This window comes from Nocardia pseudovaccinii (assembly GCF_050942345.1).
GTDB classification, from domain to species: domain Bacteria; phylum Actinomycetota; class Actinomycetes; order Mycobacteriales; family Mycobacteriaceae; genus Nocardia; species Nocardia pseudovaccinii.
In genome coordinates this window covers 3,933,790-3,957,199 of sequence record NZ_CP192074.1, presented here as the reverse complement: position 1 = coordinate 3,957,199, position 23,410 = coordinate 3,933,790, and the positions used below count along the sequence as shown (strand labels likewise).

Genomic DNA, 23,410 nt, shown 5'->3' with positions numbered 1-23,410 from the left:
ATGGCACAGAACGAAAACCTCGCCGCCCTCTCCGCCGCGGGCGTCTCGGTGTGGCTCGATGATCTGTCGCGGGACCGGATCCAGTCCGGGAACCTGGCCGAGCTCATCGAAACCCGCAGCGTCGTCGGCGTCACCACCAATCCGACCATCTTCCAGGGCGCCCTGAGCCAGGGCCACGCCTACGACGGCCAGGTGAAAGAGCTTGCCGCCCAGGGCGCGGATGTGGATTCCGCGATCCGGACCATCACCACCGACGACGTGCGTGCGGCCTGCGACGTGCTGGCCGGGGTCTACGAGGCCAGCAACGGTGTCGACGGCCGAGTCTCCATCGAGGTCGACCCGCGCCTGGCCTTCGACGCCGAGCAGACGGTCGCACAAGCCATCGACCTGTGGAAGACGGTGGACCGGCCCAACCTGTTCATCAAGATTCCGGCCACCGAGGCGGGCCTGCCCGCGATTACCCGGGTGATCGCGGAGGGCATCAGCGTCAACGTGACCCTGATCTTCTCGGTCAAACGCTACCGCCAGGTGATGGGCGCCTACCTCGATGGTCTGCGCGGAGCCAAGGCCACCAGCCACGACCTGGCCAAGATCCATTCGGTCGCTTCGTTCTTCGTCTCCCGCGTGGACACCGAGATCGATAAGCGACTCGAGGCCATCGGTACACCGGAAGCGCTGACACTGCGCGGACAGGCCGGTGTCGCCAACGCCCGCCTGGCCTACGCCGAATACCAGGATGTCTTCGACGGTGGAGCGCACACCTCGACCTACGCGCATCTGGCCGCCTCCGGCGCGAATCGGCAACGGCCGCTGTGGGCTTCGACGGGTGTGAAGAATCCGGAGTACTCGGACACGCTGTATGTCACCGAACTCGTCGCACCGAACACGGTGAACACGCTGCCGGAGAAAACCCTCGAGGCCGTCGCCGATCACGGCGAGATCCACGGCGACGCCATCAGCGGTACCGCCGCGGCCGCGCAGGAGGTCTTCGACAAACTCACCGCGGTCGGCATCGACCTCGACGACGTGTTCGACGTGCTCGAGCGCGAGGGTGTGGAGAAGTTCGAGAAGTCGTGGGAGGAGCTGCTTTCCGCCACGGCAGGCGAACTGGCCAAGTCCGGGGAAAACTGACCCGATGGCCGGCACTCAGACGAATACCTGGAAGAACCCGCTCCGCGACGAGCGGGACAAGCGGGTCCCCCGCATCGCGGGGCCATGCAGCATGGTGATCTTCGGCGTCACCGGCGATCTGTCCCGGAAGAAACTGATGCCGGCCATCTACGATCTGTCGAACCGGGGGCTGCTGCCCCCGGGCTTCGCGCTGGTCGGCTTCGCCCGCCGGGACTACGCGGACGAGGACTTCGCGAACGTCGTGCTCGAGGCGGTAAAAGCCCACGCACGCACACCCTTTCGGCAAGAGGTCTGGGACCACCTGGCCGAGGGCATCCGCTTCGTGCAGGGCTCCTTCGACGACGATTCCGCCTTCGCCAAACTCGCCGACGTCCTGGCGAAGCTGGACAAGGACCGCGGCACCGGCGGCAATCACGCCTTCTACCTGTCGATTCCGCCGAATATGTTCCCGGTGGTGCTCGATCAGCTCTCCGAGCACAAACTGGCCCAGCCGACGAAATCCGAGGGCGAGGGCCGCAAGCCGTGGCGCCGGGTGGTGATCGAGAAGCCGTTCGGCCACGATCTGGACAGCGCGGTCGAACTCAACGCGCTGGTCAACCGGGTGTTCCCGGAGGAGACGGTATTCCGCATCGATCACTATCTCGGCAAGGAGACGGTGCAGAACATCCTGGCGCTGCGCTTCGCCAACCAGCTCTACGAACCGATCTGGAATGCCAATTACGTCGACCATGTGCAGATCACCATGGCCGAGGACATCGGATTGGGCGGGCGCGCAGGCTATTACGATGGTATCGGCGCTGCCCGCGATGTCATCCAGAACCACCTGCTGCAGTTGCTCGCGCTGACCGCCATGGAGGAGCCGATCAGCTTCGAGCCCAAGCAGCTGCAGGCGGAGAAGATCAAGGTGCTCTCGGCGACCAAACTCGTCGAGCCCCTCGATGAAACCACCGCGCGCGGACAGTACGCGGAAGGCTGGCAGGGCGGCGAGCATGTGGTCGGACTGCTCGACGAGGAGGGTTTCGACCCGCAATCGCGCACCGAGACCTACGCGGCGATCACTCTCGAGATCGACACCCGGCGCTGGGCGGGTGTGCCGTTCTACCTGCGCACCGGAAAACGCCTGGGCCGCAGGGTGACCGAGATCGCGGTGGTGTTCAAGCGGGCCCCGCATCTGCCGTTCGACCAGACCATGACCGAGGACCTCGGGCAGAACGCACTGGTCATCCGGGTGCAGCCCGATGAGGGCATCACCACCCGATTCGGTTCGAAGGTGCCGGGGTCGAGCATGGAAGTGCGCGACGTCAATATGGATTTCAGCTACGGCGAGGCGTTCACCGAGTCCTCCCCTGAGGCCTATGAACGCCTGATCCTCGATGTGCTGCTCGGGGTGCCGTCCCTGTTCCCGGTGAACGCGGAGGTCGAATTGTCATGGCGCATCCTGGATCCGGTGCTCGAGCACTGGGCCGCCGACGGTAAACCCGAACAGTACGAGGCGGGGACCTGGGGTCCGGCCTCGGCCGATGAGATGCTGGCCCGCACCGGGCGCGAATGGCGGCGGCCATGATCGTCGATATGCCGCAGACCACCACCGCCGAGGTCACCAAACGCCTGGTGCGCCTTCGGGAGAGCAATGGCGTGATCACCATGGGCCGGGTGCTGACCCTGGTCGTGTGCACGTTGGACAGTTCCGAGGCCGAGGACGCCATCGACGCCGCCAATGACGCCAGCCGCGAACATCCCTGCCGTGTGGTCGTTTTGGCGCGCGGGGATCGCGAGGCCGAGACCCGGTTGGATGCTCAGATCCGCGTCGGCGGTGATGCCGGAGCGGCCGAGGTGATAGTGCTGCGGCTGCAGGGGGATCTGATCAACCACGAGAGCAGCGTTGTCATCCCGTTCCTGCTGCCGGACACCCCGGTGGTGGCTTGGTGGCCGCGTGGTGCCCCGGAGTTCCCGTCCAAGGATTCGGTGGGGCGCTTGGCGACTCGCCGCATCACCGACGCCACCTTCGCCGCCGATCCGCAGGCGACGATCAAGAAGCGGCTCGGCACCTACGCCTCCGGCGATACCGATCTGGCGTGGAGTCGCATCACCTACTGGCGAGCGCTGTTGGCGGCCGCCATGGACGAACCGCCGTTCGAGCCGGTGGATTCGGTGATCATCTCCGGACTGCGCGAAGAACCCGCGCTGGATATGCTCGCAGGCTGGCTGGCCGCCCGGCTCAACTGTCCCGTGCGTCGCCGCTCGGGTGCGTTGCGGGTGGAGGTGCATCGCCCAACGGTGTCGATCGCGATCGAGCGGCCGCAGACCGGGCGCACCGCGACACTCACCCGCACCGGTGATCCGGATCAGCGAATCGCCTTGGCGCGCCGAGAAACTCGCGACTGCCTCGCCGAGGAACTGCGACGGCTGGATGCCGACGAGATCTATGCCGAGGCACTCGCCGGAATCGAGAAGGTGACCTATGAGTGAGCACGCGAACGTTCCCGCGAGCACCGTCGAAGTACACGACGATACCGATGCCTTGATCGCCGCCGCGGCCGCGCGATTCGTCGCGGTCGTGGTGGCGGCGCAGGCCGAACGTGGCTCGGCATCGGTGGTGTTGACCGGCGGTGGTGCCGGGATCGGACTGTTGGAACTGGTCCGTAAGACGCCCGGCGATATCGACTGGTCGCGGCTCGATGTGTTCTGGGGTGACGAACGATTCGTGCCCGCGGGCGATTCGGAGCGCAATGATCTGCAGGCGCGGCAGGCGCTACTGGATCATGTGCCGGTTGATCCGTCGCGGGTGCATCCGGTTGCCACCTCCGACGGTGAGTATCCGGATCCGGTCGAGGCCGCAGCCGAGTATGCGGCGGCAGTGCACGCGCACCTGGCCGAGCACGGGGCCTTCGATCTGCATCTGCTCGGTATGGGTGGCGAGGGGCATGTGAATTCGCTGTTCCCGCATACCGATGCGGTGCGCGAACAGCACGAACTCGTTGTCGCGGTACCGGATTCGCCGAAGCCGCCACCGGTGCGGGTCACGCTGACGCTGCCCGCGGTGCGGCACAGTCGCCATGTTGTGCTGGTCGTCGGTGGTGCCGCCAAGGCTGAAGCCGTTGCCGCGGCGGTTGCCGGTGCGGATCCGGTGGAGATTCCCTCGGCGGGTGCCGTCGGGTCGGAATCCACTACGTGGCTGTTGGATCGGGATGCCGCCGCGGCCTTGCCGGATGCCGCGAGCTAACTCAGCAACTGCTGCGCGGTCGCGCCGAGGACCAGTTCACGCACGTCTGGTGAGCGGGTGGCGCGTTCGACGGTGATGCGTGCGATGACCAGGTCGCCATAGGGGGCATCCGAGCCGAAGAGGGTCCGCTCGGGAATTTCGGCTATGGCCAGACGGACCGCGAAAACGATACTGGCAGTGGACAGTTCCAGGTACATGTTCGGGGTGTCGCGAACCAGTTCGATCGCGTCCATCCAGTGCGCGCCGCCGAGTTGGGAGACCACGAGCGGCACTCGTGGGTAGCGTCGCGCGAGGTCGGTCAGGGTGCGCAGATCGGCGGCGGTTGTGGGTGCGGCGCCGTGCACGACGACAGGAAGTCCATCGTGGTCGGTGGCGGCGCGGAGTACCGGCTCGATCAGGGCCGCTCGGTCCGGCGGCGGGGTCAACTCGCCGATGCCGCGCAGTCCGCGCCCGACTACGTCACGTTCGACGATCGCGTCGGCATCGGGCGTGTCGAGCGGTACCGAGGCGAATCCGATGAAGCGCTCCGGGTAGGCGGCGATTGCGGCATCGAGTTCGCGCCGGGCCGTTTCGCGGCCGAGGGCGCCGCCGGTGAGCGCCTGCGTCAGCAGGTCCATCTCTTCGCGTAGTTCGGTGAGGTTGCCAGCTCGTTCGGGATGCGGTCGGGTCATGAACAGGATGGTCTTGTCCACGCCTGCCTCGTCCAGCAGCGCGATGTGGTCGGCGAGTGGGTCGTGGACGTGGCTGTGTGCGTCGATGATCAACATCTCTCCTTATGGAATCGAGTTGCGGGCTCGAGTGTTGATCCCTGACACCATGGGAAGGTCAAATCATGCTGATCGGTGAGCTGGCCAGCCGTACCCGCACCAGTGAGCGGCTGCTGCGGTACTACGAGCGGGTCGGGTTGCTGTCGGCCGAACGCCGCCACAATGGGTATCGCGAGTACGACGCGGATGCCGAGCAGCGAGTCGGGCAGATTCGCGCATTGCTCGCGGCGGGGCTCTCGACCCGGGTGATCGGGCAGTTGCTGCCGTGCGCTGTCGACGACGGTGCGTTGCGGGCCTGTCCTGGCGTGCTGCCCGCGTTGCGGGATCGGCTGGCGGAGTTGGATCGTCGGGCCGCTGATCTCGATTCCGCTCGCGATCTGCTGCGGCGGACGATCGAGGAGACCGAGCAGTCGGGCTGAAGCTGTGCATCCTTCTGGCTGTGGCCGATAAATCCGCGATTCGACACCGGTATACTCGGAGAATTTTCTTGCAACTACCGAGGTAATCAGAATACTTTCGGAAATAGCGCCGAAATCAGGTCCCCGGAGCAGCGTTCGTCGGAGATGATCACAGCGTGACCGAACAGCGAGTCGACCTCGAGGAGCGGTTCCGTGCCGAGCTATCGGCGCTGGAGCCGCGGCCCAGCCGTCCCGTCGAACAGCCGCTCGACGCGGTAGGGCTCACCGGAGCCCAGTGCCTGGACCTGTTCGAATCACAGGCGACCAGTAGGCATCTCGACCTGACAGCGCGCCGGTTGGGCAGCGCCAAGCGCGGTTATTACAGCATCGGGTCGTCCGGGCATGAGGGCAATGCGGCGATTGCGGCAGCTCTGCGCCCCACCGATCCGGCGCTGCTGCACTATCGCTCCGGGGCATTCTTCGTGCACCGAGCCAGGCAGGTGCCCGGTCTGGACCCGATCCGGGATGTGCTGCTCGGCGTGGTCGCGGCCGCCACCGATCCGATATCCGGCGGCCGTCACAAGGTTTTCGGCAGCAAACCGGCTGCGGTGATCCCGCAGACCTCCACCATCGCATCACATCTGCCGCGCGCCGTCGGGCTCGCCTTCGCGATCGAGCGTGCGGCTCGGCTCGGCGTCACCTGCGAATGGCCGTCGGATTCGGTGGTGCTCTGCAGTTTCGGCGATGCGTCGGCCAATCACTCCACTGCCGCCGGTGCCGTCAATGCCGCGATTCACACTGCGCACCAAGGGGTTCCGCTACCGCTGCTGTTCGTATGCGAGGACAATGGCATCGGCATCAGCGTCCCGACTCCGCCCGGCTGGATCGAACAGTCCTACGGCATCCGCCTCGGGCTGCAGTATTTCGACGCGGACGGCTGCGATCTGCTCGACGTCGCGACAACCGCGACCCAGGCGGTCGACTGGGTACGCGAACATCGCAAGCCCGCCTTTCTACACCTGAGCACCGTACGACTCATGGGACACGCCGGGTCCGATGTCGAATCCGCCTACCGCAGCCCCACCGATATCACCGCCGACCTGCGCCGCGACCCGGTGGTTGCAACCGGCCGCCTCCTGGTCACTTCCGGTGTCGCCACCCCGACCGAAGTCATCGCACGCTACGACGAAATCGGTGGCCGAGTCGCCGCCATGTCCGAATTGGTTTGTCGTGAACCGAAATTGACTTCTGCCGCTGCGGTGATGGCACCGCTGGCCCCGCCGCATGCGGACCTCGTGCAGGCCGATGTTCTGCGTCGAGGACACTCGGTTACACAGGGTGATTCGGTGACATTGGCGCAGGCGATCAATCAGACGCTCGCCGCCCTGCTCGACCGGGACGACGACATCCTGGTATTCGGCGAGGATGTCGGCCGCAAGGGCGGCGTGTACGGCGTCACCAAGGGGCTGCAGAAGCAGTTCGGGGTGCGCCGCGTCTTCGATACGCTGCTCGACGAACAGAGCGTGCTCGGCACGGCTCTGGGCGCCGGGCTCGCCGGATTCGTGCCGATTCCGGAGGTCCAGTATCTCGCCTACGTGCACAATGCCGCGGACCAGTTGCGCGGAGAAGCCGCCACACTGTCGTTCTTCTCCCAGGGGCAATACCGCAATCCGATGGTCGTCCGCATCGCCGGTTATGGCTATCAGAAGGGGTTCGGCGGCCACTTCCACAACGACAATTCCATTGCGGCACTGCGCGATATCCCGGGCTTGATCATCGCCTCCCCCGCTCGCGCCGATGATGCCGCCGCCATGCTCCGCACCTGCGTCTCCGCTGCTCGCGTCGACGGACGCGTGTGCCTCTACCTCGAACCCATCGCCCTCTACCACACCCGCGACCTGCACCAACCTGGCGATAATGCCTGGCTCGCAACACCTTCCGATGCCGATCACATCGCCATCGGCCGCGCCCGCAGCTACGGCGACGGCGACGGCGACGGCACCGACCTCACCATTGTCACCTTCGCCAATGGCGTCCCCATGAGTCTGCGTGTGGCCCAACGCCTCTTATCTCGCGGCATCCGAGCCCGCGTGCTCGACCTCCGCTGGCTCTCGCCCCTCCCCCTCGACGACCTACTCGACCACGCCCGCGCCACCGGCCGAGTCCTCATCGCCGACGAAACCCGCCACACGGGCGGCGTCTCCGAATCCCTCTGCACCGCGCTGATCGACGCCGGTTTCAACGGCCCCATAACCCGCGTAACCAGCGAAGACTCCTTCATCCCCTTGGGCCCGGCCGCCACTACCGTCCTTCTCGACGAATCCCGAATCGAGTCCGCAGCCACGAAACTCCTCACGCGCTAACCGTTCCGGACCGCGCGTCACTCGCCGACCCCTCGTATCGGCGAGTACGCGCGCCCGCTGGAACGGTTATCGCCGCAACCGCAGCACCGCTTCCAGGATTTCTCGCATCGACGGCCGAAACCTGTTGTGCGGCTCGTGGATCCAGCGCCGAAATCCGCGCCGCTCGTCAGCGGGAGACGGCAGCACAATGTAGTTCGACGCGACGCCGATATTCCAGCGCAGCAGCGCGGGCGTCAGACTCTCCGGACACGGTCCGGACGGTCCGGTCAGAAAGGCCCACCGCCGCGACGCCGGATGCTCTATCACCGGCCCCAACGGCCCCTGCTGCTCCGCGATGACTTCCGTTGCCAGCCTCGAGGGCATCACCACCGCACTGACGGGTCCGGTCTGCACGATGATCCGCGTCTGGGTGTCGGGCATTATCACCGCGGGCAGTCCCAGATCGCGTTGGTAGTGCCGGCAGCGCTGCGCGGTTGTCTCTGCGCTACTGGACATTTCGCACCATCCGACGATCGTTCGTGGCTGTCGTCATCCGACGCCCCCTCAAACCGCGACGCAGGGGACGGTCCTCGATGACACCCACTGCCTCGGCGTGACGTGATATCTTTGGTGTGGTAATGCTAGCGTGATTATCACGCTCCAGGAAGTGAATCGGATGAGTTGCGTCAGACCGATACGCTGGGGAGCCATGGGAATTCGATTACGGACCGCGCGAAAATTGTTGCTGGGACGCGAGATCGAGCATATGGTCCGCACCGCGGGTGTCAGCCAGACCGAGGCAGGCAAGATCATCGAGTCGACCCAGAGCCGAATCAACCAGCTGATCAACGGAGTCGGCGCAATCAGCGTCGGCGATCTCGAACTCCTCACGACCACACTGGGTTTCACTGATCCGGGTTATGTCGAGACGCTCAAGGAACTGCGCCGCGACAACCACAAGCGCGGCTTCTGGACCACCGGCCATCGCCGCGCCTACGTCGAGGACCTGCGGCTGCTCGTCGATCTGGAGGCGCATGCGAGTCTGTTGCGCACCGCCGAGGCGGAGATCATGCCGGGACTCGTGCAGTGTGAGTCCTACATTCGCGCACTGCACGAACCGGTCACTCCGGTCGCGGCCGACCGTGTCACCGTCGAGGAGTCGGTGCAGGCGCGGCTGGCCCGGCAACAGGTCCTGACCGAGGCGGACCCGCCGGAGTTCCGCGCGATACTGTCCGAATCCTGTCTGCGCCGCGAATACGGCGGGCGCGAGGTGATGCTCGAACAACTCGAACATCTGTCGAGTCTGTCCAGACGGCCGAACATCCTGATCCAAGTACTCCCGTTCACCGTCACCACCCGCGGGGCGGGGATGGAGGACCGGTACACCCTGGTCCGGGTGCCGTCGCCGGGTGCGGCGGGTGACCTCGAGATGGCGATCGTGGAGAGCCAGGGGGATATCCGCTACATCGATGACAAACCCGCGGTGGCCGCCCGCGAAACCGTATGGTCCCGGCTCAGTGCCGCCGCTCTCGGCGCCGCGGATTCCCGGAAGTTCATGGAGCACGTCGCACGATCGTTGCGCCGCAAGACATTCACCAGTACTTGACGAATCAGGAGCACCCGGATGTCCGCCGACTTCGAGCCCCGAGAAATTGATGCGAGCCGACCATCCGCCGCCCGCATGTACCACTACTACCTGTCCGGGGAAGCCGTCTTCGAGGTCGACAAGATCTTCGGTGAGCGACTGTTCGAAATACTTCCATTCCTTGATGTGTGGGCGCATCACAACCGCGGATTCCTGCGCCGCGCAACACGATTCATGGTGGAGCAGGGCATCCGGCAATTCCTCGATATCGGTTCCGGACTCCCCACCGTCGGCAATACGCACGAGGTCGCACGGGAATCGGCACCGGATTCGCGCGTGGTCTATGTCGACAACGATCTGGAAGCGGTCAATCGCGCCCACGACCTCCTGCTGCACGGCGATGCCCTCGACAACACCGCCGTCATCGAGGCCGACCTGCGTTATCCCGACCTGATTCTGGACCATCCGGATACCCGACGGCTGATCGACTTCGGGCAGCCGCTGGGCCTGTTGATCGTCAGCGTCTGGCCGTTCTTGCCCGACGCCGACCAGCCGCACGAGTTGATGGCGCGATTACGCGACCGGCTCCCCTCGGGCAGCTATGCCGCGATGACCCATGTGTCCCTGGACGACGCCGGTCCGGAGATCAAGCAGCAAATGGCCGCGGCCGCCGCACTGTACGACGAGACCTCCGATCCAGTGTCCTTGCGCACCCGCGCCCAGTTCACCGCTCTCTACGACGGCCTGGACCTGGTCGAACCCGGTATCGCCTACGCACCGGACTGGCGCCCGGATCAACCGGTCGACCGGGCAGACACGGCGCGGCCGTGTAATTTCGCCGCCGTTGGCTATAAGCCTTGAAGGACGAGCAACGGGTCTGCACCCCTGCGACTCCTGCTCTACCCGTTGAAAGGACATGCAATGACGCAGCCCACCTTCACCGTCGCCGAATTCCGCAAGGCGACCTTCAGCTCGCCCAACCAGAATTGCGTGTGCATCGCACGCAAGAACGGGTGGACTGCGGTCTGGGACGACAAGCTCGCCGACGAACGCTACACACCCGGAATGTCGTTGCCCGACAAGGAAATTCTTGTATTCACCGACGAGCAGTTCGATGCTTTCCAGGCCGGAGTGCGGGCGGGTCGCGTCGAAGACCGGTATCTGGCGATATCGCGCCGCGACGGCGGATACGTCTTCCGCGCCGCCGTTCCCCAGCCGATCGATGGCGTGGAACTACTCTTCGACGAGGATGAGTTCGATGCCTTTCGACAGGGTGTGCTGAGCAACGAATTCGATTGCGCACGATTCATCGCGGCCTGAGATCTATCCCGTGGCGCCGACCGATCCGACACGCGGTAGCCGACTTCCGACGAATCCGATTCGGCGGCGCCACCGAGGAAATACAGTGGACATACGGTGACCAGCGGCGAAAGGGCACGGCTATGACCACGATGTCCATGCTCGGCGAGGTACGACCCGAACACGATCGGGCGATCGAGGAGGGCCGGGTACTGCTGCACTTTCTGCGGTCGTTCCGCATGCCCGTACTCGACGTATGGTCCGCCTGCGCCGAACGCAGGCAATTGGATCGCTGGTTCGGCAAGGTCACCGGGGGCAATGGCAACCTGACCATCGAACCGTTCGACGGTCCGGTCCCCGGCCCCATCGCAATCCGTGTCGAAGACTGCCGCGCACCACATGATCTGGTGATCCATATCGATGGCGGCATCCTCGAAATGCGTATGACCCAGGTGGGCGTCGTCACCAATCTCGAACTGATCCGCCGCCACATCTGCCCCGCCGACGCCTGCTCGGTCGGCCCACGCTGGCAGTACCTACTGGATCGGCTCACCGCCTACCTGGACCGACGCCCCCTCCCCAGCTGGGCCGACTACCCCGAATTGACCAACGAATACCGCTGACCCGGCTATTGCGTGAGGGCCGGATTCGGGACCAGGTCGCGCAGGTGGCTCGTGATCACGGCGTTGACCTCGTCGGTGCGTTCCAACTGCACGAGGTGACCCGCGTCCGCGATCTTGGTGACGGCGCGCAGATCGGGAACGTTCGCACGCAGAGTTGCGAGCGGGTCGCGCCCGCTGAAGCCCTCCATATCCGGATCTCGGTCGCCGTAGAGGAAATACGTCGGAACGGAGATCTCGACGTCGGCGAATTCGGCCGTGAGTTCCCAGTTCCGATCGAGCACGCGGTACCAGTTCAGACTGCCGGTGAAGCCCGTGCGCTCGAAATCCTGTGCCAGGGTGTCGAATTCGGCGATGGAGAGCCAGCGCCACGGCAACAGCGGGGCTTCGGGGAGAACGTCGAGGTAGCCGGTGCCCTCGGCCGGGAAACGCCAGGTGTCGAGATAGTGGTAGTCGGCGCTGAGCGAGTAGTAGACGCGGGCCAGGAATTCCCTTGTGCGACCGCCGAGTTCGGCATCGGCCACGCCAGGCTTCTGGAAATAGTCCAGATGCAGGAAATGACGCTGAGCGGCCTTGGCCCACAGCTGCGATGGCGCGCGCGGCGGCCGCGGGGCGAACGGATTATTGAGCACGATGACACCGCTCACTCGCTCCGGCGCGCGCAACGCCAGCTCCCACACCAGCGCGGCCCCGAAGTCCAGACCGACGAAGACCGCCTGCTCGGCACCCATCTCGTCCAGCAGACCGAGCAGATCGCCGATGACGGCGCGGTTGCTGTAGTCCTCGATATCGGTAGGCACATCCGTGCGCCCATATCCGCGCAAATCCGGCGCAACGGCCCGGTAACCCGCCGCGGCGACGGCCGCGAGCTGGCGATGCCACATGAACCAGGTATGCGGAAAGCCGTGGCAGAAGATCACCGGATGCCCCTCGCCCTGCTCGGCGACATGCATGCGAATGCCGTTGCTCGTAACGAACCGATGGATCAATTCCACTACGGCCTCCAATTGCTAGAACGTGTTCTTGTTTCACGGTAATGTCCCGGGATCGTGAACGGAATACCTCAGGTTCTAGGCGGCCGAGTCGCGGTGGTGACCGGCGCGAGCCGCGGCATCGGCAAGGGCATCGCGCTGGAGTTGGGCGCCGCGGGCGCCACCGTCTTCGTCACCGGGCGCTCGGCCGTACCAGGACGGCTGCCGGGGACCGTGCACGCGACCGCGGCCGAGATCGACCTGCTCGGCGGCGTCGGGGTGCCGGTGGTCTGCGATCACCGCGACGACGATGCGGTCGAGCGACTGTTCGAGCGGATCCGCAACGAGCACGGACGACTCGATGTGCTGGTGAACAACGTCTACAACGCTCCCGCTGCCGCGCGTTGGCTGGGCAAACCGTTCTGGGAGGTGCCGCCGCAGGCCTGGGATGAGACATTCGACGTCGGCCTCCGGTCACATTACGTCGCAAGCGTTTTCGCGGCTCCCCTGCTGATCGAATCGGCGGGCCTGATCGCCAATATCTCCTCCCCCGGCGCCGAGCGCTATATGCACAACGCGGTTTACGGCGTCGCCAAGGCCGCGCTGGACCGGCTCACCTCGGATATGGCCGACGATCTCGCCGAGTCGGGCGTCACGGTGGTCTCGCTGTGGCCCGGAATCGTCGACACCGAACTGCTGCAAATGGTTCCACGCGATCGGGACGGCCGCCGCGTCGTCACACTGCCCGGCGAGGGCACCTACGACCTCGACAACGCAGAATCCCCCCGCTTCCCGGGGCGTGCCGTCGTCGCACTCGCCGCCGATCCGGACCGCAGGCAACGCTCCGGATCGGCTTGGCGCATAGCGGATCTCGCCGAAGAGTACGGCTTCACCGACCTCGACGGCCGCATTCCGCGCAACGACTGAGATTCAGGCCAGACTCAGAAAGCGCTGCACCGATCGCAACGGCGCCGGCTTGCCCCGCCAGGTCAGATAGATATGCGAACGCGGCGCATCCACGATATCGACATAAACCACGCCCGGATGTGGTGCCCGAGACCGCGCCAGCACCGGCACAATCCCGATACCACGTTCCGCCGCGACGAGTTCGATCCATTCGTCGAAATTCGTGCAGGTGATGACGGTGCGGTTCGGATCGGGCGCATCCCATGATTCAGCATTGGTGGTGCCGGAAACGGTATTGGCCACCAGCGGAAGGTGCGCGAGATCGGCCCAGCGCAGCTCGACCGCGGTTGCCAGCGGCGAATGCACCGAAACCGCCAGCACCCGCTGCTCCGAACCTATTTCGCGGGATTCGAGATGGTGCGGCAGCCAGATATCGTTGCGGTGGATGGCGATATCGATCGAGCGGTCGTCGAGTGCCGCCATCGGATCCTCCACGCGGCGTAGCGAAATCCGGCCGCCGAGCGCCTCGTAGCGGGTGCGGATCGCGGCGAACCAGGCATCGGGCAGCAGCCAGGAGAATCCGACCTCGATCGTGGCGCGCATGCGCAGATCCGCTTGGACGGTCTCGATATCGCCGATGATGCGTCTGCTGTGTTCGAGCAGCTCGGCTCCCTCGTCGGTCAGCTCGAAGCGCCGGGACGTGCGTTCGATCAACCGGCATTCGACCAAGCGCTCCAACTGCTGGATGGTTCGGGTCAGCGCGGGCTGGCTGAGGTGCAGCCGGGCGGCGGCGCGGGTGTAGTTCGCTTCCTCGCAGAGCGCGACGTATGCCCGCAGGTGCCGCAGCTCGATATCCATGCGTCGAGCGTATACATCGTGCACAGAAAGCATTTCACAGGCTTGTCAGCGGACCGTACCGTCGGATCTTGTGACCGCATCAGCTCTCCTCGACACCCCGCGCCGCACCCTCGCACCGGCACTCGCCGCAGGTGCGGGCCTCGCAGGCGCCGTGGGTGTCGGGCGCTTCGCCTACACACCGATGCTGCCCGCGATGGTGGACGCGCACCGCATCGACGCCCACGATGGCGCGCTCATCGCCGCCGCCAACTATGCGGGCTATCTGCTGGGCGCGGTCCTGCTCGCGCGTCGTCCGGAGATGAACAGCCGCAATATCTTTCGCATTTCGGCCGTGGTCCTGGTGATCAGTGAAGCGTTGGTCGTATTGCCCGGCCCGACCGTGATCCCCGCGCTGCTGCGATTGATCGCGGGGTTGGCCAGCGCGGTGATCTTCGTCGGCTGCGCGGGCGCGATCGCTCGGCTCGGTGGCCGAGCGCATGCCGCGGGCATCGCCTTCGGCGGGGTCGGGTTCGGTATCGCGCTCACCGGGTTGCTCGCGCTGGCCGCGCAGCCGGTCTTGTCCTGGCAGGGCCTGTGGCTCGGTGCCGCCGGTCTGACCGCCCTACTACTACTGCCCGCCTTCCGACTGGATATTCACGCCGGGCGGAGCGCCGAGGTGGCCCACGCGAAACGGAAGAGCACGGCTTGGCGCGCGCTGCTCATCTCCTACTCGCTCGAAGGCATCGGCTATATCGTGATCGGCACCTTCTTGGTCGCCGCCGTCGGCGCACACAACACGACCGTTGGCTCGGCGATGTGGGTGATCGTCGGCGCGGCCGCCGCACCGGCGGTGCTCTGGAGCATTGCCGCACATCGCTGGACGCCGACGACCGCCCTGGTCTTCGCACTGCTCGCGCAGTGCGCCTCGTCGGCCCTGCTCGCCTGGTCGACGACCATGTGGTCGGCGATCATCGCGGCGGCACTGTTCGGCGGGACGTTCATGGGCATCTGCATGCTCGCGATCCAGATCGGCATCGAACTGACCGGCCACCGGGCCGCGGCCACGCTCACCGCGGTCTACGGCGCGGGGCAGATGCTGGGGCCGCTGGTCGTCGCACCGGTAATCGGCGACGGCTATGCGATGGCCTTCGTAATCGCGACCCTCGTGCTGGCGGCGGCGACAGCGGGAGCCGTCGTCGTCGCCGGGCAACTCAGGCGAACTTGATCTCCAGGCCGATACCGAGGATGGCGATGAGCCAGATCAAGCCGGTGAAGATGGTGATGCGGTCGAGGTTCTTCTCGACGACGGTCGAACCCGACAGGCTGGACTGCACGCCGCCACCAAACAAGCTGGACAGACCTCCACCCTTGGCGCGGTGCAGCAGCACCAGCAGCACCAGCAGCACGCTGGTGACGATCAGGAGGATATCCAGGAACATCCGCATGCCGGACAGTCTATGGGTGCGGGTCGGTACCCGCATAATCACCCCGGCTCGACGCGACCTACGGTGTGTCTACCGCAACCAGGTGCGTGGCGGTGTCCTGGCCGATCATGAACTCCGCGACGGCGCGTTCGCGCAGTTGGTCCTGAGCGGTCAGCCGCACCTGATGCTGGTGCATATGCTCCGACCAGGAGCGCACCACGAAGGCCTCGACATAGCGATCGATCACCCCGACGTCGCGGTACAGCCGCCATTCCATCGCGCCGGTGCGCTGCATGGACCGTCCGACGAACACCATCGCGGCCAGGAATTCGTCGATCTTCTCCGGCGGGACATCGTAGGTGCGCAACACCAGCACCGGCCCGTCCTCGGGATCCGGTTCGACCACGAGTTGCGGTTCCGGCCAGAAGACGCTCGGGCTCAGATCCACCTCCTCCGCGTTGTGGCGGATCGGCAGCCAGACCGAACTAAGCGCGGAACCTGCCAACAGCACCGTCGCCGCCAGCAGTGCGGCCACCGGACCCACCGCACCGGCCACCAGACCCCACACCAGCGAACCGAGTGCCTGGCCGCCCATGAACACCAGCATGTACACCGACAGCCCGCGCGCCCGCACCCATGCGGGCAGCAGCAATTGCATGGTCGAGTTCATCGTCGACATCGCGAGCAGCCAGGCGAATCCGGCCCCGACCAGCAGCACCAGCACCACCGGCACGCTGTGCAGCACCGCCGCCCCCGCCGAGGCGATGCCGAACAGGATCGCGGCCGCGGTCAAGCGCTGCGTGGGTGTCAGCAGGGCACGGACCCGTCCCAAGCCGACCGCCCCCGTCACCGCGCCGAGCCCGAGCGCGCCGAGCAGCAGACCGTAGCCCGATGAGGACAAGCCGAGTTCGTCGCGGGCGATGACCGGAAGCAGCGCCCACACCGCGCTCGCCGGCGCGATGAACAGAATCGAGCGCAACAGCACCCGCCGGATCGCGGGCGCGGCGCGAATGAACCGAGTGCCCGCCTGCAGCGCCGCCAGCGGACGTTCACTGGGCAGTTTCCGTTCCTTCGCCGGTCTTCGCCAGCTGAGCAGCACCGTCACGATGCCGACGAACGACACCGCGTTCAGCGCGAATACCAGCGTCGGGCCGGACACGGAGACCAGTACGCCCGCGATGGCGGGCCCGACCGCGCGCCCGATATTGATATTCATACTGCCCAGCGCCGCGGCAGACGGGATCTGTTCGCGCGCAACGAGTTCCGGCTGAATCGCCTGCCAAGACGGCGCCGTCAACGCCTGCCCGCACCCGAGCAGGAACAGCAACGTCAACAGCACGCCGGGAGTGGTGTGCCCGGTCGCCGTCGACACCGCGAGCACCGCCGCCAACACCGCCATCGCCGACTGCGCCCCGACCAACAACCTGCGCCGATCCAACAGATCCGCCAACACCCCCGACGGGATCGACAACAGCATCACCGGCAATGTGGTCGCCGTCTGCACGAATGCCACCAACGTCGCGGCATTGGGCGCATCGACCAGAATCCACTGCGCCCCAACGGTTTGCATCCAGGTACCCAGATTCGAGACCAACTGCGCGATCCACAGCGCCCGATAGATTCGCGACCGTAACGGCGCCCAGGTGGATAAAGGTGTCGTCGCGTCAGCAGTGGTCACTGGCCCGAGCATAGCTACGGGTCGAACTACGTGCCGTTCGCCATTGCTGCGGATCTGGTGACTACGACCTCGGCGCGGCTCGGGTCGGTGCGGCGGCAGGCCGAGGCGGTCGGTGGACGGCCGACTCCCCTCGACGGCCGCGCGGGCGACCGAGCGGCTGCCTACGCCGCGGGCGCAGTACCAGCGTCGCCACACCGACGGCGAGGAGAAGCAAGCCGGTTCCCAACACTGCACCGAAGTGGTTGCCCCGCTGCGGATTGTCCACCGCTGACCCTGCGGTCGGCGTGCCGGATGTTTCCGCGACAGCTGCTCGAGTGGTACTCGTCGTGATCGGCTTGGTGGTCGTGCCGGAGCGAGGGTCGATCGTGATCTGCCGGACCGCAGATGCCTCGCCACAAGCCGCGCTGATCGTCTGCGGGCCGGTTGCGGCCTGATTGGACACGGCAATGGAAGTGGCGAACGTCCCATGGGAGACCGACGCGTTCTGCGGCGAACCGGACCAGCTCGGGGTAAGCCGGACCACGGTGCACGGCCAGTAAGTGCCGTTCACTGCGATCTGTGTGCCGCGTTCCGCGCGGGTTGGCGCGACGTCGAAAGTGGGGTCGGAACGCGGGCAAGTCTCCCCCACCGCTGTGCGGGCCGTAGTGCACGGTCCCGCCTGTCCTGCGGTTGTCGAAGATGTGGTCGGCGTAGGTGTGGTTGTCGTAGGCGCCGACACCGCCATCGGTACCGCCATCGCACCGAGCACAGCCGCCGCGGCCGCCGCGACAAGAAACGCTCGCGCCTCACTTCTCATAACCGCCTCTCCGAAACGCGGATCGCCGCATCGATCCGTGCCCCGTAACCAAGTCTGTGCCGCGTCCCGACACACCGGCACGAGTAATCCACTACCTGTTTCGACGGTCGCGCGCGCAGCAGCGGCCAGCTGAATTGCGCGGTTTCCAGCGGCAACGCCCGTACCATCGGCTACATGTCGGCTACAACGGTGCGCGTCGGGATTCTGCTGGTTATGGCGGCCGCTCTGGTGGCTGGCTGTTCGGGAGACGATGAGAAGAAGAACCAACCGGCGGGGTCGCCGATGGGGCGCACATTTGTCTCGACCGGGGTCGAGGGACAGCAGATTCCGGGCGGCGGACCGATGACACTCGCCTTTACCGATGGCAAGATCTCGGCGAACTCCGGCTGCAATACGGCCAATGGCACGGTGGATCTGGCCGATGGGATCCTGCACGTCGGCACGCTCTCGAGCACCCTGATTGCCTGTCCGGATGAACGAAGCCAGGCCGATAGCTGGCAGGACAGGGTGTTGACGTCGCTGCCGAAGTGGCGGATCGACGATTCGACACTGACGCTGACCGGAAAGGAAACAACGGTCACGTTGCTCGACAAGAAGGTCGCCCAACCCGATAGGCCGCTCATCGGCACGACATGGATCGTCTCCGCCCTGATGACGCCCGATGCGCAGATCCGTTCCCAGACGCTGGACGATGTGAAGCCGACGCTCACCATCGCGGCGGACGGTGGGGTCGCAGGAAGCGCCGGATGCAATCGCATGACCGGCCACGCCACCGCATCGCCCACCACCAACGGTCCGGACGTCACGTTCCAGATCGGCACTACGAAGATGGCGTGCGCGCCGGAGATCATGGAGGTCGAGCAGGCGGTGCTGAAGGCCCTCGACGGCAAGACAACAGCGACCATCGACGCGGAAACGCTGATCCTGCGCAATACCAACGGCTTCGGCCTGACCCTGCGCGCGGCATAGCCGTGAACCAAAACGCCTCCCGCACACCGGATCTCCGCCACCCGGACCGCAAACGCACCTGGCATACCGAGATCGGCCCGTGGCCGGATCTTCCGTCCGCCCACATCGAGAAGCTGCCCGCGCCGCCGTCCCAGGTAACCCTCGTCCGCTACGCCGAGCTCTACACCGCCGCGGGCCGCATCCGCCGCACCGAACACGGCGGCTCGGATATGGATACCGTCGCCGCGCTACTCGCCGCGCGCGACGAATTCCTGCACACCATCTTCACTTTGGGCTTTATCGACCCCGACGGCGCACTCCTGGCCGAATGCTCGGTCGGCATCTCCGAGACCACAGCCAAGCTGTACATCGTGCACGCCACCAAGCAGCCCGCCGAACTCGCCCACCTCCTGCGCGGCACCCTGTACCGACTACACGTGCACTACCCGGACGTGCGGACCGCCGAGATCTCGATGGACCCGCACGACGAGCCACTCGAGCTGGCACTCACCGCCAGCGGTTTCATCGTGAATCACCTCTGATCCCAACTACTTCCGCGTCAGGATCACCCGGTCCGCAATCCGCTCCGCCTCCCCGGGCGGGGCGAAGTAGAGCTCCATGGTCACCCGATCGGCCGACTCCAGCTCGATCACCGTCCGCATCGGAATCGTCTTGCCGACGAATTGCGGACCGAGCACACCCGGATCGGTGAACTCCCCCGCCACCTCGATATCGGCGGCGCTCCCGCTGGCCTTGGCGCCCTTGTAGGTCATCATCATCGGCGTCACGCTGTCCACCGTCGACCATTCGTAGCGATCGCCGGTCGGCGAATAGCCGAGCGTGCCGAGCCGGTAGTACGGCTTGCCACCGAAGGTACCCTCGGCCTCCTCCTGCATGAAGTTGTTGCCCGTCTTGCCGATCCAATGCCAGCGCGAGGTGATATCGCTCTTGATCGGATTATCCGCGGTACCACCCGCGATGAATGTCGACTTCGCGCCATTCCATTCGCCCACCAGCTGATTCAACTTCTGGTGCCCGGCATCCTGGTTGGTGGGAGCCGCCTCGGAACTCGATATGGTTTCCACCGGCGAGGGAGAATCGTCGGAGCATCCGGCCCCGAACGCGGTGAACGCCATGAGCGCAACCGTCACCAGTGCGCGCGCCTTCGTTGATCTCACGTGAAAGTCCTTGTCGGCCTACGGATCAGAGACTCGAACAGCATCGCATCCCGGGCGCCGGTATGCCTCGCCCCGAGCGGGAAGCCCGACGCGAATCAGCCCGGCAACACGCGCTCGAGCGTGTTACCGGGCTGATTCGAACATTCACCCGTCAGGGCAGCGGACCACCCGCGGCTATCGCGGACAGCGTGGCGAACTCGTCGCCCTTGAGCGACGCACCGCCGACAAGCGCGCCGTCGATATCCGTCTGCGCGACCAGCTCGCCGACGTTCTTGGCATTCACCGAACCGCCGTAGAGCACCCGCACGCCCGCCGCGACCTCGGGCGAGGCCAGTTCGACGAGCTCCGCGCGAATCGCACCGCAGACTTCCTGCGCGTCGGCGGGGGTGGCGACCTTACCGGTGCCGATGGCCCAGACCGGCTCATAGGCGATGACGATCTTCGAAATCTCTTCGGCCGTCAAACCTTTGAGCGAACCACGCAACTGCTCGAGGTTGTACTCGACATGGGTCTTCGCCTCGCGGACATTGAGACCCTCGCCGATGCACACGATCGGGGTGATCCCGTACTTCAGCGCCTGCTTGGTCTTGGCCAGCACAGTGGCGTCGTCCTCGGAGTGGTACTGCCGCCGCTCCGAATGGCCGACGACCGCGAAGGTGCAGCCCAGCTTGGACAGCATGGCGGCGCTGATCTCGCCGGTGTACGCGCCCTCATCGTGCGTCGAAACATCCTGCGCACCATAGGTGAGCAGCAGCTTGTCACCCTCGACAAGGGTCTGCACGCTGCGGATATCGGTGAACGGCGGAATTACCGCGACGTCGACCTTTGCGAAGTACTTCTCCGGCAGCGCGAAGGCGATCTTCTGCACCAGGGCGATGGCCTCGAGGTGATTGAGGTTCATCTTCCAGTTGCCCGCGATGAGCGGTTTGCGTGCCATGGTTCAGTCCTCCAGTACCGCGATACCGGGCAGTTCCTTGCCCTCGAGGTATTCCAGGGATGCGCCGCCACCGGTGGAGATGTGCGAGAAACCGTCCTCGGGCAGGCCGAGCGCGCGCACGGCCGCGGCCGAATCGCCACCGCCGACAACGGTGAAGGCACCCTTGCCCGTCGCGGTCACGATCGCCTCGGCGACACCCCGGGTACCCGCGGCGAAGTTCTCGAACTCGAATACGCCCATCGGGCCGTTCCAGAACACCGTCTTCGCCTCGGTGAGCAGTGCCGCGAACCGGTCCACCGACTCGGGACCGATATCGAGACCGAGCCAGCCGTCCGGAATCTCGTTGGCGGGCACCACCTTCGAGTCCGCGTCGGCCGCGAACTTATTCGCCACGACGATATCGCGCGGCAGATGGATGACGTCCCCGTAGCGCTCCAGCAGCCCCTTGCAGGTCTCGATCATCTCCTCCTGCAGCAGCGAGGCGCCGACCGAAAGGCCCTGTGCGGCAAGGAAGGTGAAGCACATGCCGCCGCCGATCACCAGGGTGTCCACCTTGGGGGCCAGTGCCTCGATGACAGCCAGCTTGTCGGAGACCTTCGAACCGCCGAGCACAACCGCGTACGGGCGCTCCGAGCTCTCGGTCAGCTTGGCCAGCACCTCGACCTCGGCGGCGACCAGCGTGCCCGCGTAATGCGGCAGCAGCTTCGCCACGTCGTAGACCGAGGCCTGCTTGCGGTGCACTACGCCGAAGCCGTCGGAGACGAACGCACCGTCATCACCGACCAGCTCGACCAGCGCAGCGGCCAGCTTGGCCCGCTCGGCATCGTCCTTGCTGGTTTCGCGCGCATCGAAGCGCACGTTCTCCAACAGCAGCACGTCACCGTCGGTGAGGCCCTCCGAGCGCGACAGCGCGTCGTAGCCGACGACGTCACCGGCCAGCTGGACATTGCGGCCCAGCAGCTCGGCCAGCTTCACCGCGACCGGAGCGAGGGAGAATTTCGGATCCGGCTCACCCTTCGGACGGCCCAGATGCGCCGTGACGACGACCTTGGCGCCGGCCTCGACCAGCGCACGCAGCGTCGGCACCGAGGCGATGATGCGGCCCGGGTCGGTGATCTCGCCGTTCTCGTCGAGGGGGACGTTCAGGTCGGAGCGCACGAGTACGCCCCGACCCTCGACACCCTCGTTCAGCAGATCCTGGAGTGTTTCGACCGCCATGTCAGAGCGACTTGCCGACGAGGCCGATGAGGTCGGCCAGGCGGTTGGAGTAGCCCCACTCGTTGTCGTACCAGCCGACGACCTTCACCTGGTCATCGATGGTCTTGATCAGCGGCGCGTCGTAGATGCACGAGTGCGGGTCGGTGACGATGTCGCTGGACACGATCGGGTCCACGTTGTACTTCAGGATGCCCTTCAGCGCACCTTCGGCGGCGGCCTTGTAGGCGGCGTTGATGTCATCGATCGAGGCCGACTTGCTCAGGGTCACGGTGAGGTCGGTGACCGAGCCCGTCGGGACCGGGACGCGCAGCGCGTAGCCGTCGAGCTTGCCGTTGAGCTCCGGGAGCACGAGGCCGATGGCCTTCGCGGCGCCGGTGCCGGTGGGCACGATGTTCAGCGCGGCGGCGCGGGCGCGGCGCAGGTCGCTGTGCGGGCCGTCCTGCAGGTTCTGGTCCTGGGTGTAGGCGTGGATGGTGGTCATCAGACCACGCTCGATGCCGAAGCTGTCGTTGAGCACCTTCGCCAGCGGACCGAGGCAGTTGGTGGTGCAGGACGCGTTGGAGATGATGTTCTGGCTGCCGTCGTACTTGTCGTCGTTGACGCCCATGACGACGGTCAGGTCCTCACCCTTGGCGGGCGCGGAGATGATGACCTTCTTGGCGCCCGCGGCGATGTGGCCCTTCGCCTTGGTCGCGTCGGTGAAAATGCCGGTGGATTCGACGACCACGTCGACGCCGAGGTCACCCCACGGCAGCGCGGACGGGCCCTCCTTGATGGCCAGCGCCTTGATCCGCTGGTCGCCGACCACGATGGTGTCGTCGCCGTCCAGCGAAACGTCCTGCGGCAAGCGGCCCAGGATCGAGTCGTACTTGAGCAGAGTGGCCAGCGTCGCGTTGTCGGTGAGGTCGTTGACCGCGACGATCTCGATGTCGGTGGTGCCGAGCGCCTTCTGCGCCTCCACCGCCCGGAAGAAGTTACGTCCGATACGGCCGAAGCCGTTGATGCCTACCCGGACAGTCACGTTATCGCTCCTCAGCTTTCAAGCGGATTCATTCCGATGCCATAGACCACAGTAGTGCCCGACCGTAGCCTCTCCGACACGCACCTGACATTCCTGAGAACGCGGGACCTGCGCAGACGCCCGCGCATGTG

At 65.8% G+C, this 23,410-nt stretch carries 24 protein-coding genes; 14 read left to right on the top strand and 10 right to left on the bottom strand.

What is annotated here, in order from left to right; translation table 11 throughout:
* The 4 genes from tal to pgl are packed head-to-tail and all read left to right on the top strand — an operon-like array spanning nt 1 to nt 4,354.
* A complete protein-coding gene (gene tal / locus ACQPZ2_RS17845; protein ID WP_433526559.1) occupies nt 1-1,131 on the top strand; it encodes a transaldolase in 1,131 nt (376 codons plus the stop codon).
* Nucleotides 1,132-1,135: 4 nt separating this feature from the next.
* Complete coding sequence (zwf, locus tag ACQPZ2_RS17840) at nt 1,136-2,695, top strand: glucose-6-phosphate dehydrogenase (protein WP_433526558.1); 1,560 nt, start codon at nt 1,136-1,138, stop codon at nt 2,693-2,695.
* Complete coding sequence (gene opcA / locus ACQPZ2_RS17835; protein WP_433526557.1) at nt 2,692-3,600, top strand: glucose-6-phosphate dehydrogenase assembly protein OpcA; 909 nt, start codon at nt 2,692-2,694, stop codon at nt 3,598-3,600. Before zwf ends, opcA begins: the two co-directional genes overlap by 4 nt.
* Complete coding sequence (pgl, locus tag ACQPZ2_RS17830; RefSeq protein WP_433526556.1) at nt 3,593-4,354, top strand: 6-phosphogluconolactonase; 762 nt, start codon at nt 3,593-3,595, stop codon at nt 4,352-4,354. Before opcA ends, pgl begins: the two co-directional genes overlap by 8 nt.
* Here the strand turns inward: pgl and ACQPZ2_RS17825 are convergent.
* Nucleotides 4,351-5,121: an amidohydrolase family protein gene (locus tag ACQPZ2_RS17825; RefSeq protein ID WP_433526555.1), complete on the bottom strand. Its 771-nt coding sequence runs from the start codon at nt 5,119-5,121 to the stop codon at nt 4,351-4,353. The genes pgl and ACQPZ2_RS17825 overlap by 4 nt on opposite strands.
* A 65-nt stretch (nt 5,122-5,186) precedes the next feature.
* Between ACQPZ2_RS17825 and ACQPZ2_RS17820 the strand changes: the two genes are divergently transcribed.
* Nucleotides 5,187-5,540, top strand: coding sequence for a MerR family transcriptional regulator (locus ACQPZ2_RS17820; protein WP_433526554.1), 354 nt, complete (start codon nt 5,187-5,189; stop codon nt 5,538-5,540).
* Between the two features lie 155 nt (nt 5,541-5,695).
* Nucleotides 5,696-7,882: a thiamine pyrophosphate-dependent enzyme gene (locus tag ACQPZ2_RS17815; RefSeq protein ID WP_433526553.1), complete on the top strand. Its 2,187-nt coding sequence runs from the start codon at nt 5,696-5,698 to the stop codon at nt 7,880-7,882.
* 66 nt (nt 7,883-7,948) lie between these two features.
* Here ACQPZ2_RS17815 and ACQPZ2_RS17810 read toward each other — a convergent pair whose 3' ends face one another.
* Entirely contained in the window at nt 7,949-8,377 is a 429-nt protein-coding gene (locus ACQPZ2_RS17810) for a hypothetical protein (RefSeq protein ID WP_433526552.1), read from the bottom strand.
* Nucleotides 8,378-8,570: 193 nt separating this feature from the next.
* Between ACQPZ2_RS17810 and ACQPZ2_RS17805 the strand changes: the two genes are divergently transcribed.
* From ACQPZ2_RS17805 to ACQPZ2_RS17790, 4 genes are all read left to right on the top strand, one after another.
* Complete coding sequence (locus ACQPZ2_RS17805) at nt 8,571-9,467, top strand: Scr1 family TA system antitoxin-like transcriptional regulator (RefSeq protein ID WP_433526551.1); 897 nt, start codon at nt 8,571-8,573, stop codon at nt 9,465-9,467.
* 18 nt (nt 9,468-9,485) lie between these two features.
* Nucleotides 9,486-10,307, top strand: a complete 822-nt coding sequence (locus ACQPZ2_RS17800; RefSeq protein ID WP_433526550.1) for an SAM-dependent methyltransferase — start codon at nt 9,486-9,488, stop codon at nt 10,305-10,307.
* Nucleotides 10,308-10,367: 60 nt separating this feature from the next.
* Nucleotides 10,368-10,766, top strand: a complete 399-nt coding sequence (locus ACQPZ2_RS17795; RefSeq protein WP_433526549.1) for a DUF397 domain-containing protein — start codon at nt 10,368-10,370, stop codon at nt 10,764-10,766.
* A 122-nt stretch (nt 10,767-10,888) separates the two neighbouring features.
* Entirely contained in the window at nt 10,889-11,368 is a 480-nt protein-coding gene (locus ACQPZ2_RS17790) for a hypothetical protein (RefSeq protein WP_433526548.1), read from the top strand.
* Between the two features lie 5 nt (nt 11,369-11,373).
* Here ACQPZ2_RS17790 and ACQPZ2_RS17785 read toward each other — a convergent pair whose 3' ends face one another.
* Nucleotides 11,374-12,360 carry an alpha/beta fold hydrolase gene (locus tag ACQPZ2_RS17785; protein WP_433526547.1) on the bottom strand — a complete coding sequence of 329 codons (987 nt, stop codon included), beginning with the start codon at nt 12,358-12,360 and terminating at the stop codon, nt 11,374-11,376.
* Between the two features lie 54 nt (nt 12,361-12,414).
* Here ACQPZ2_RS17785 and ACQPZ2_RS17780 point away from each other — a divergent pair, with 54 nt between their 5' ends.
* Complete coding sequence (locus tag ACQPZ2_RS17780) at nt 12,415-13,263, top strand: SDR family NAD(P)-dependent oxidoreductase (RefSeq protein ID WP_433526546.1); 849 nt, start codon at nt 12,415-12,417, stop codon at nt 13,261-13,263.
* Nucleotides 13,264-13,266: 3 nt separating this feature from the next.
* Here the strand turns inward: ACQPZ2_RS17780 and ACQPZ2_RS17775 are convergent, their stop codons facing one another.
* A complete protein-coding gene (locus ACQPZ2_RS17775; RefSeq protein ID WP_433526545.1) occupies nt 13,267-14,100 on the bottom strand; it encodes a LysR family transcriptional regulator in 834 nt (277 codons plus the stop codon).
* 70 nt (nt 14,101-14,170) lie between these two features.
* Between ACQPZ2_RS17775 and ACQPZ2_RS17770 the strand changes: the two genes are divergently transcribed.
* Complete coding sequence (locus ACQPZ2_RS17770; RefSeq protein ID WP_433526544.1) at nt 14,171-15,304, top strand: YbfB/YjiJ family MFS transporter; 1,134 nt, start codon at nt 14,171-14,173, stop codon at nt 15,302-15,304.
* Here ACQPZ2_RS17770 and secG read toward each other — a convergent pair.
* A complete protein-coding gene (secG, locus tag ACQPZ2_RS17765; protein WP_063043223.1) occupies nt 15,291-15,524 on the bottom strand; it encodes a preprotein translocase subunit SecG in 234 nt (77 codons plus the stop codon). The two genes, ACQPZ2_RS17770 and secG, sit on opposite strands and share 14 nt — an antisense overlap.
* 58 nt (nt 15,525-15,582) lie before the next feature.
* Nucleotides 15,583-17,193, bottom strand: a complete 1,611-nt coding sequence (locus ACQPZ2_RS17760) for an MFS transporter (RefSeq protein WP_433526543.1) — start codon at nt 17,191-17,193, stop codon at nt 15,583-15,585.
* Nucleotides 17,194-18,151: 958 nt separating this feature from the next.
* On the opposite strand from ACQPZ2_RS17760, the gene ACQPZ2_RS17755 reads away from it, so the two are divergent.
* Both ACQPZ2_RS17755 and ACQPZ2_RS17750 read left to right on the top strand, forming a co-directional pair.
* Nucleotides 18,152-18,946 (top strand): META domain-containing protein, encoded by a 795-nt coding sequence (locus ACQPZ2_RS17755; RefSeq protein WP_433526542.1) that lies wholly within the window; start codon nt 18,152-18,154, stop codon nt 18,944-18,946.
* A gap of 2 nt (nt 18,947-18,948) precedes the next feature.
* A complete protein-coding gene (locus ACQPZ2_RS17750; protein ID WP_433526541.1) occupies nt 18,949-19,467 on the top strand; it encodes a hypothetical protein in 519 nt (172 codons plus the stop codon).
* Nucleotides 19,468-19,473: 6 nt separating this feature from the next.
* Here ACQPZ2_RS17750 and ACQPZ2_RS17745 read toward each other — a convergent pair whose 3' ends face one another.
* The 4 genes from ACQPZ2_RS17745 to gap all read right to left on the bottom strand — a co-directional run bounded on the left by ACQPZ2_RS17745 (nt 19,474) and on the right by gap (nt 23,279).
* Entirely contained in the window at nt 19,474-20,103 is a 630-nt protein-coding gene (locus ACQPZ2_RS17745; RefSeq protein ID WP_433526540.1) for a DUF1579 family protein, read from the bottom strand.
* A gap of 151 nt (nt 20,104-20,254) precedes the next feature.
* Entirely contained in the window at nt 20,255-21,040 is a 786-nt protein-coding gene (tpiA, locus tag ACQPZ2_RS17740; RefSeq protein WP_063043217.1) for a triose-phosphate isomerase, read from the bottom strand.
* Nucleotides 21,041-21,043: 3 nt separating this feature from the next.
* Nucleotides 21,044-22,258 (bottom strand): phosphoglycerate kinase, encoded by a 1,215-nt coding sequence (locus tag ACQPZ2_RS17735; RefSeq protein ID WP_433526539.1) that lies wholly within the window; start codon nt 22,256-22,258, stop codon nt 21,044-21,046.
* A 1-nt stretch (nt 22,259) separates the two neighbouring features.
* Nucleotides 22,260-23,279 (bottom strand): type I glyceraldehyde-3-phosphate dehydrogenase, encoded by a 1,020-nt coding sequence (gene gap / locus ACQPZ2_RS17730; protein ID WP_433526538.1) that lies wholly within the window; start codon nt 23,277-23,279, stop codon nt 22,260-22,262.
* Nucleotides 23,280-23,410 lie beyond the last annotated feature (131 nt).